Annotated in this window: 8 protein-coding genes; 4 read left to right on the top strand and 4 right to left on the bottom strand. The window is 63.6% G+C overall.

The features are described 5' to 3' along the window. The 3 genes from CP49_RS40180 to CP49_RS40170 form a co-directional block, all read left to right on the top strand. Positions 1-229: cysteine rich repeat-containing protein (locus tag CP49_RS40180; RefSeq protein ID WP_245311104.1), on the top strand; the 229-nt coding region annotated here is incomplete at its 5' end. Between the two features lie 341 nt (positions 230-570). Further along, a complete protein-coding gene (locus tag CP49_RS40175) occupies positions 571-1,710 on the top strand; it encodes an FAD-dependent monooxygenase (protein ID WP_057855605.1) in 1,140 nt (379 codons plus the stop codon). Next, on the top strand, positions 1,707-3,320 hold the full coding sequence (locus CP49_RS40170) for a benzoate-CoA ligase family protein (protein ID WP_057855604.1): 1,614 nt from the start codon (positions 1,707-1,709) through the stop codon (positions 3,318-3,320). The genes CP49_RS40175 and CP49_RS40170 overlap by 4 nt, the downstream gene beginning before the upstream one ends. 178 nt (positions 3,321-3,498) lie before the next feature. Here the strand turns inward: CP49_RS40170 and CP49_RS40165 are convergent, their stop codons facing one another. Continuing rightward, positions 3,499-4,008 (bottom strand): MarR family winged helix-turn-helix transcriptional regulator, encoded by a 510-nt coding sequence (locus CP49_RS40165; RefSeq protein WP_057855612.1) that lies wholly within the window; start codon positions 4,006-4,008, stop codon positions 3,499-3,501. Continuing rightward, on the bottom strand, positions 3,998-4,630 hold the full coding sequence (gene maiA, locus CP49_RS40160; protein ID WP_057855603.1) for a maleylacetoacetate isomerase: 633 nt from the start codon (positions 4,628-4,630) through the stop codon (positions 3,998-4,000). The genes CP49_RS40165 and maiA overlap by 11 nt, the downstream gene beginning before the upstream one ends. 104 nt (positions 4,631-4,734) lie before the next feature. On the opposite strand from maiA, the gene gtdA reads away from it, so the two are divergent. Beyond that, positions 4,735-5,775, top strand: a complete 1,041-nt coding sequence (gtdA, locus tag CP49_RS40155; RefSeq protein ID WP_057855602.1) for a gentisate 1,2-dioxygenase — start codon at positions 4,735-4,737, stop codon at positions 5,773-5,775. A 130-nt stretch (positions 5,776-5,905) separates the two neighbouring features. On the opposite strand, the gene CP49_RS40150 is transcribed toward gtdA, so the two are convergent. Both CP49_RS40150 and CP49_RS40145 read right to left on the bottom strand, forming a co-directional pair. Then, entirely contained in the window at positions 5,906-6,730 is an 825-nt protein-coding gene (locus tag CP49_RS40150; protein WP_057855601.1) for an ABC transporter permease, read from the bottom strand. Further along, entirely contained in the window at positions 6,723-7,496 is a 774-nt protein-coding gene (locus CP49_RS40145; protein WP_057855600.1) for an ABC transporter ATP-binding protein, read from the bottom strand. The genes CP49_RS40150 and CP49_RS40145 overlap by 8 nt, the downstream gene beginning before the upstream one ends. Between the last annotated feature and the right edge of the window lie 171 nt (positions 7,497-7,667).

The following is a 7,667-nucleotide window of genomic DNA, read 5'->3' as shown; positions in this document are numbered from 1 at the left end:
AGCGGGAACGGCTGCCGCTGCACCGGCGGCGCCGGCCGTGATCGTGCTGCGGCCGATGCGCCCGCGTGAGGAACTGCTCGTGCTGCGGTCGGCCTGCGGCGCCGACGTCCGCACCATTTGCGGCGGCGTGCCCGCTGGCGGTGGACGGATCGTGCAGTGTCTTGCGACCAACGCCGCCCAGCTTTCGCCGGCATGCAAGGACGTTCTGTCCCAGTTCGCAGCGCGATAGGTCGCACGGCGATGGCTGTCCGCGATTGATCGGCCCCAGGCGAGCATCCAAGCCTTTCGATGCTCGGCTATTGCTGGCAGAGAACGCGCGACCCAGCAACAGGTGCAGCTGAGCCCACGTCGCCTCCATCGAAGGTCCGGTCAAGCCGGAGCTGTCGCGGAGCGCACAACCGTTCGCGGATAGAACCGGCGGGGCTGAACAGGGGCTATTGGCGCCAGGTCCTGGTGCAGTCGGAACCGGGCCCAAGCCCGGGCTCTAGTGATTTTTCTGTAGCGCAAATTTCCGGCGCGGATTAGTCTCCGGCCCAAATTAATCAGTATACTGTCGATTGGGAGGAAGACGTGCGTATCGCCGTCATCGGCGGAGGCCCCGGCGGCCTCTACTTCGCCTATCTGTGGAAGCGGCGTCATCCGGACGCGCATATCGACCTGTTCGAACAGAACCCGGAAGGCGCGACCTGGGGGTTCGGCGTGGTGTTTTCCGAACAGGCGCTGGAATTTCTGCGCGCCGACGATCCCGAAACGGTCGACGCCATCACGCCGCGAATGGAGAGCTGGAAGAACATCACGCTCAATCTGCATGACCAAAGCGTCGAGATCGACGGCATCGGCTTCTCCTCGATCGGCCGGCTCGAACTGCTGACCATCCTGCAGCAACGCGTGCGCGCGGCAGGTGTCACGGCGCGGTATGACACCACGATCCAGTCGATCGACGAACTCAGGGGATATGACCTCATCGTCGCCGCCGACGGGCTGAACTCGCTGGTGCGCCGCGACTTCGAGAAGGAATTCGGCGCCACGGTTTCGCACTCGACCAACAAGTTCGCCTGGTATGGCACCAGCAAACGTTTTGCCACCCTGTCGCAGACTTTCGTGAAGACCGCTCTGGGGTCGTTCAACGCGCACCACTACCGCTACTCGCCCTCGATGAGCACGTTCCTGGTCGAATGCGATGCGGCGACCTGGCAGGCCTACGGCTTCGAGCACAAGTCGATCGAGCAGTCGCAGGCGATCTGCGAGGAGATATTCGCAAGCACGCTCGACGGCCATTCGCTGCTGTCGAACAAATCGGTGTGGCGCAATTTTCCCTGGATCTGGAACGAGAACTGGTCGCACGGCAACATGGTACTGATCGGCGACGCCCTGCATACCGCGCATTTCTCGATCGGCTCGGGAACACGGCTCGCCATCGAAGACGCGATCGCGTTGACCAAGGCGCTGGAGGCGGAGACGGAGATTCCGGCAGGCCTTGCCCGCTACCAGGCCGAACGCAAGCCGATTGTGCAGAAGCTGGTGACGGCGGCGCGCACCAGCGCCGACTGGTACGAACACTTCCCCGAGCACATGAAGCTCGACCTGATGGACTTTGCCTACAGCTATATCACCCGCTCGGGGCGGATCGCTGACGCCCGGCTGCGCGCGATGTCGCCGGAATTCATGGCACGCTACGAGGCGACGAAGAAAATCGGGAGCCAGGCATGACTTCAGAAATTTCTGATTTAGTTCCCCGCGACAATCCGGGTGCGCGCGAGATCGGTTTTTCGATTCCGGAAAGCTATAATGCCAGCCGAATCCTGTTCGACAATCTCGCGGAGGGTCGCGGCGACCGGTTGGCGCTGACCGGCCCTGGCGGCACGCGGACTTACGCAGAGCTTTGCGCCGAGGCCGCGCAATGGGGACACGGCTTTCAGTCGCTGGGCTTGAAGCGTGGCGACCGCATCCTGATGTTCCTCGACGACACGCCGGCCTATCCTGCGGCGTTTTTCGGCGCGGTGCGGTCCGGCTTCGTGCCGCTATTGATCAACACGCTGACGCCGCCGGACCTGTTGCAGTTCTACCTCTCGGACGCCGGCGCGGCGGTGGCCGTGGCGGAAACCGAGTTTGCCTCGCGGTTCAACGCAGAGGCCTGCAAGGACACGCCGCTTAAAACCCTGGTCGTGGTCAATGGCGCAGCGGGCGAACACGCCGTGCCGAAAACCTTCGTTGCGCAACAATGGCTGCAGGGATTCCCGACCGATCTGCCGGAAGCCGACACCAGGCGCGACGACATGGCGTTCTGGATGTATTCATCCGGCTCGACCGGACGTCCCAAGGGCATCGTGCATCTGCAACACGACATGGCCTATAGCGAGCAGGCGTTCGCACGCAACGTGCTCAAGCTTACGCCCGATGATATCTGCTTCTCGGTGCCGAAGATTTTCTTCGCCTACGGCTTTGGCAACGCCATCACCTTTCCCTTCTCGGTCGGTGCGGCGACGCTGCTGCTGCCCGGCCAGCCGAAACCGGCCGCGATCTTCGAGGCGATCGAAAAATATCGGCCGTCGGTATTCTACGGATTGCCGACGCTCTACACCTCGCTGACCAAGGCCGAGGGTGCGGCCGCAACCGACTTCTCGTCGCTGCGGATGGCGCTGTCGGCCGCCGAGGTGCTGTCGGCGGAAGTCTTCAACGGCTGGAAGGCGCTGACGGGCCTTGAGATCATCGAGGGCCTCGGCTCGACCGAAGTGCTGCATATCTATCTCTCCAACCGCCCCGAGAAGAAAAAGCTCGGCGCCGCGGGCCTGCGCGTTCCCGGCTACGAAATCCTGCTCAGGGACAAGGACGGCCGCGAGGTCGGCGACAATGAGGAAGGCATTTTGTGGGTGCGCGGCGACTCCAACACGCCGCTGTACTGGAATCGGCCCGACAAATCGGCGGAAACCATTCGCGAGGAGGGGTGGATCTACACCGGCGACCGTTTCCTGCGCGACAGCGATGGATTCCATTTCTTCCGCGGCCGCGCCGATGACCTGATCAAGATTTCGGGGCAATGGGTCTACCCGCTCGAAGTCGAACTGTGCCTGGCCGAGCATCCCGACATCAGGGAATGCGCGGTGTTCGCGGCCGAGCTGCCCGATAGACGCATGACGCTGAAGGCGGTGGTGGTGATGAACGAGGGCGAGTTCGAACCCACGGACGCTACGAAAAAACTACAGGACTACGTCAAGGCAAGGCTGCTGCCTTACAAGTATCCGCGCGAGATCAGGTTCATCGCGGAATTGCCGAAGACCGGCACCGGCAAGATCGACCGCCAGGCGTTGATGAAGATGTAGCGGAGCTACAAACTCGATGTCGTCCCTGCGAACGCAGGGACCCATAACCACAGGGAGCTGTTGTTTCGCAAAGTCATCGAAGAGCATTTACCAAAACGATAGGCCGCGGCGTATGGGTCCCTGCGTTCGCAGGGACGACGGGCGGAGTTCTTGGCGTTAATTCCCCGCCCCAGCCCCCTCACCCCGCCTTTCCCAGATGCTCCAACGCGTCCTCAGCGCGCAGCGGCACCCGCGAGGCTTCGTTGTTGAGATCGACGAGCTGAGTCAATAGGCCCAACAGCGTCTTGCGATCGGCCGGCTTCAGCGGCTGCAGCATCCGCAACTGCGCGCGCTCCACCGAGGGCATGATGTCGCGCAGCACCGTCGCGCCCGATTTGCTGAGATAGAGCAGCTTGACGCGCTTGTCCTCCCGCGAGGGCTTGCGCTCGATCAGCGCCTTGCTCTCCAGCCGCTCGATCACGTTGCCGAGCGTGGAACGGTCGAAGGCGATCACCGCCGACAGCCGGGTGGCGTCAATGCCGGGATGGGTATGGATCGCCACCAGCGCCGCATATTGCACCGGCGTCAGGTCGAACGCGCTGCATTCCTCGACGAAGATCGAGACCGCGATCTGTTGCATCCGGCGAAACAAGTAGCCGGGCGCGGTGTAGACCGCGTCCATCGTGATGGGCGATGGCTTACTCGGCATCGGGCTGCCTGTCCGGTGCGGCATCGGTGAACGCCCTCATTTGCTTTGCCGCGGCTTCTGCCTCGAGCAGGCGGGGAAAGGCTGCGACGTCGACGCCGAACCGCCGCGCGTTCGCAAGCTGCGGCACCAGGCAGAGGTCGGCGATCGTAGGCTTGTCGCCAAAACAGAACGGCCCCTGCTCGCCCCTGACCAGGGCTTCGCAGGCCGACAGGCCCTCGCGATTGGCCCAGGCCGCCCATTCCGTCACTTTTTCCTCAGCCACGCCGAGCTGACGCAGCCGGGCCAAAACCTTCAAATTCTGCACCGGATGAATGTCGCAGGCGATCGCGAGCGCGAAGGCGCGCACCTTGGCGCGGCGCAGCGGATCCTTTGGCAGCAGCGGCGGGTTGGGGTGGGTCTCGTCCAGCCATTCGATGATGGCGAGCGACTGGGTCAGCGCCGCGCCGTTGTCATCCTCCAGCGTCGGCACCAGCCCCTGCGGGTTGATCGCGAGATAGGTGGGCGCGCACTGTTCGCCCTTGCGAAGGTGGTGCGGCAGGTGCTGGACCGTAAGCCCCTTGAGGTTGAGCCCGATCCTGACCCGGTATGCCGCGCTGCTGCGGAAATAGCCATGCAGCTTCATCGGAACCTCCCTGATTCTTCTGCTTTGTTCGGGTGTACCACATTGACGGTACCCATATTGTAAGTATACTGTCAATCTAGACAAAAAATGACGGGAGGCTTGCCATGGAAGCCGTGCAGAAGACCCCGGAACGCGAAGCGTTCTACAAGAAGATCGACGGCGAGAATCTCTCCGCGCTGTGGAACGTGCTGGGCGATCTCGTCACGCCGGAGCCGCGAAGCGCCTGCCGGCCTCATCTGTGGAAATTCGATTCCATCCGCGACTACATGACCGAGGCCGGCAAGCTGATCACCGCCAAGGAAGCCGAGCGGCGGGTGCTGGTGCTGGAAAATCCAGGCCTGCGCGGCCAGTCCAAGGTCACGACATCGCTGTTTGCCGGTGTGCAGATGGTGGTCCCGGGCGACGTCGCCCCGGCGCATCGCCACAGCCAGTCGGCGCTGCGCTTCGTGCTCGAAGGCAAGGGCGCCCATACCACCGTCGACGGCGAGCGCACCGCGATGGAGCCGGGCGATTTCGTCATCACGCCCTCGATGACCTGGCACGATCATTCCAACGAAACCTCGGAGCCGATGTTCTGGCTCGACGGGCTCGACATTCCGATGGTGCAGTTCTTCGACGCTTCCTTTGCCGAAGGGTCGAACGAAGACCAGCAGAAGATCTCTAAGCCGGCCGGCGACAGCTTTGCGCGCTACGGGCACAATCTGCTGCCGGTCGACGAGAAGCGCAAATCCAAGACCTCGCCGATCTTCAACTATCCCTACAGCTACACCCGCGAGGCGCTGGAGCGGGCCAAGACGCGTAACGAATGGGACGCCTGTCACGGGCTCAAGCTGAAATTCTCCAATCCCGAGACTGGCGACTTCGCGATGCCGACGATCGGCACCTTCATCCAGCTATTGCCGAAGGGTTTCAAGACCGCGCGCTACCGCTCGACCGACGCCACCGTGTTCGCCGCGATCGAGGGCAAGGGCCGCACGCGGATCGGCGACCAGACGTTCGAGTGGGGCGCGCGCGACCTGTTCGTGGTGCCGAGCTGGCACTGGGTCACGCACGAGGCCGATACCGACTCGGTGCTGTTCTCGTTCTCCGACCGCCCGGTGCAGCAGAAGCTGGACTTGTTCCGCGAAAATCGCGGGAATGCGTGAAGTGTTTCGTCGTCCCTGCGAAAGCAGGGACCCATAACCACCGTCGCCCGTTATTGCGACGGGCGTCGACCAGAATGCCTTATCGATAGATCACGCGGTTGGGTCCCGGCGCAAGGCCGGGACGACGGGGCTACCGCCAGTGCAGAAGCTTTGCTTCCAGCACGTTGATCGCCTTGCCCACCGCCAGCCCGAACAGCGACAGGATCACGACACCGGCCAAAAGCTGATCAGTCTGCATGAGATTGCCGGCCTGCAGCACGAAGGCGCCGATGCCGAACTGGGCTCCAATCATTTCCGCGCTGACGACGAGCAGCAGCGCCACCGAAGCGGTGATGCGGAAACCGGCGAGGATCGAAGGCAGCGCGCCCGGCCAGATCACACGGCGGACGATGGCATGGAACGGCACATTAAAACTCTGCGCCATCCGGATCAGGTTGCGCGGCACCGCGTCGACGCCGCTATAGACCGAGATGGCGGTGGAGAAGAACACGCCGAGCGCAATGGTCGCGATCTTCGGCTCCTCGCCGATCCCGAGCCAGAGAATCAACAGCGGCAATAGCGCGATCTTCGGGATCGGAAACAGCGCGGAAATGAAGGTGATGCCGACGCCGCGCGCCAGCGTCGACAGCCCGATCGCAAATCCGACGATCACGCCGGCCACGGTGCCGAGCAGCCAGCCTGAGCCGATGCGAACAACCGAAGCCGAAACGTGCTGCCAGAGCGCGCCTGACATGGCGAGCTTGTAGATCGCGACCGCAATCGCTGACGGCGCAGGCAGGAACAGCGGGTTAACCCAGCCCGCGCTACCGGCGAATTGCCACAGCGCAATCACCAGCACCAGCGCGATCCAGCCGGACAAGCGCCCACCGCTCGGCATAAAGCCCGCGCCGCGGAAGGTGACCGGCCGCGGCCTGCTCCCATCTCCCAGCGTTTGCTGCGGTGCGCGCTCAAGCATGCTGCACCTCGCGCTCGGCGTCGATCGCCTCCTCGCGGATCAGCGACCACAGGTCGTTCTGCAGCGCCAGCAACTTGCCACGCGCATCGATCGCACCGCGCTCGGCGCGCGTCACCGGGATTTCGACGATCTCCCTGACGCGACCGGGGCGGCGCGACAGCACCACGATACGATCGGCGAGCCGCACTGCCTCCTCCAGATTATGCGTGACATAAACCACGCCCATCGCGCCGGCGGCGAGCAGGCGGATGAAATCCTCCATCAGCAGTTCGCGGGTCTGCGAATCCAGCGCCGACAATGGCTCATCCATCAGGAGAATCGCCGGCCGCACTGCGAGCGCCCGCGCAATGCCGACGCGCTGGCGCATGCCGCCGGAGAGTTGTTTTGGATAAGCGCTCCGAAAATCCGACAGGCCGGTGCGGCGCAGCGCGTCATCGACGACAGCTTTGCGCGCGGCAGCATCGAGCGCGGTGTGAGCCAGCGGAAATTCGACGTTCGCTTCCACCGTGCACCACGGCAGCAGCGCAAAATCCTGAAACACGAAAGTCAGCGGATTGAGGCTGCCGGCCGGCGGTGCACCGCGCAATTGTGCCTGGCCTTCGCTTGGCTGAAGCAAGCCACCCAGGATCGACAGCAGCGTGCTCTTGCCGCAGCCGGAAGGCCCGACGATTGCGACTACCTCGCCAGAGGCGACAGCGAACGATACGTTATCGAGCACGTCTAACCCGCCGAAGCGGTGGCTGATATGGTCGGCGATCAGGTCCATATAGTCTCTTTGCTCCGAAGTCGCGGCATCACGCGGGCCGCATGGTTCGAGACGCGCGGCGGGCCGCGCTCCTCACCATGAGGGGAGAGGTCAGTCCCCGCGGCCCCAAGCTATCCCCTCATCCTGAGGAGCGGCCTCTTGGCCGCGTCTCGAAGGATGAGGCCCCGCTCT

Origin of the sequence: Bradyrhizobium valentinum (genome assembly GCF_001440405.1) — a bacterium.
Lineage (GTDB): Bacteria > Pseudomonadota > Alphaproteobacteria > Rhizobiales > Xanthobacteraceae > Bradyrhizobium > Bradyrhizobium valentinum.
The sequence above is the reverse complement of the archived record's forward strand: the minus strand, read 5'-3'. Positions and strand labels throughout refer to the sequence as shown.

Excerpts from the sequence above, each read along its gene's own strand:
- CP49_RS40170 (WP_057855604.1), top strand. The coding sequence starts at position 1,707 with ATGACTTCAGAAATTTCTGATTTAGTTCCCCGCGACAATCCGGGTGCG.
- CP49_RS40165 (WP_057855612.1), bottom strand. The coding sequence starts at position 4,008 with ATGCCGAGTAAGCCATCGCCCATCACGATGGACGCGGTCTACACCGCG.
- maiA (WP_057855603.1), bottom strand. The coding sequence starts at position 4,630 with ATGAAGCTGCATGGCTATTTCCGCAGCAGCGCGGCATACCGGGTCAGG.
- gtdA (WP_057855602.1), top strand. The coding sequence starts at position 4,735 with ATGGAAGCCGTGCAGAAGACCCCGGAACGCGAAGCGTTCTACAAGAAG.
- CP49_RS40150 (WP_057855601.1), bottom strand. The coding sequence starts at position 6,730 with ATGCTTGAGCGCGCACCGCAGCAAACGCTGGGAGATGGGAGCAGGCCG.
- CP49_RS40145 (WP_057855600.1), bottom strand. The coding sequence starts at position 7,496 with ATGGACCTGATCGCCGACCATATCAGCCACCGCTTCGGCGGGTTAGAC.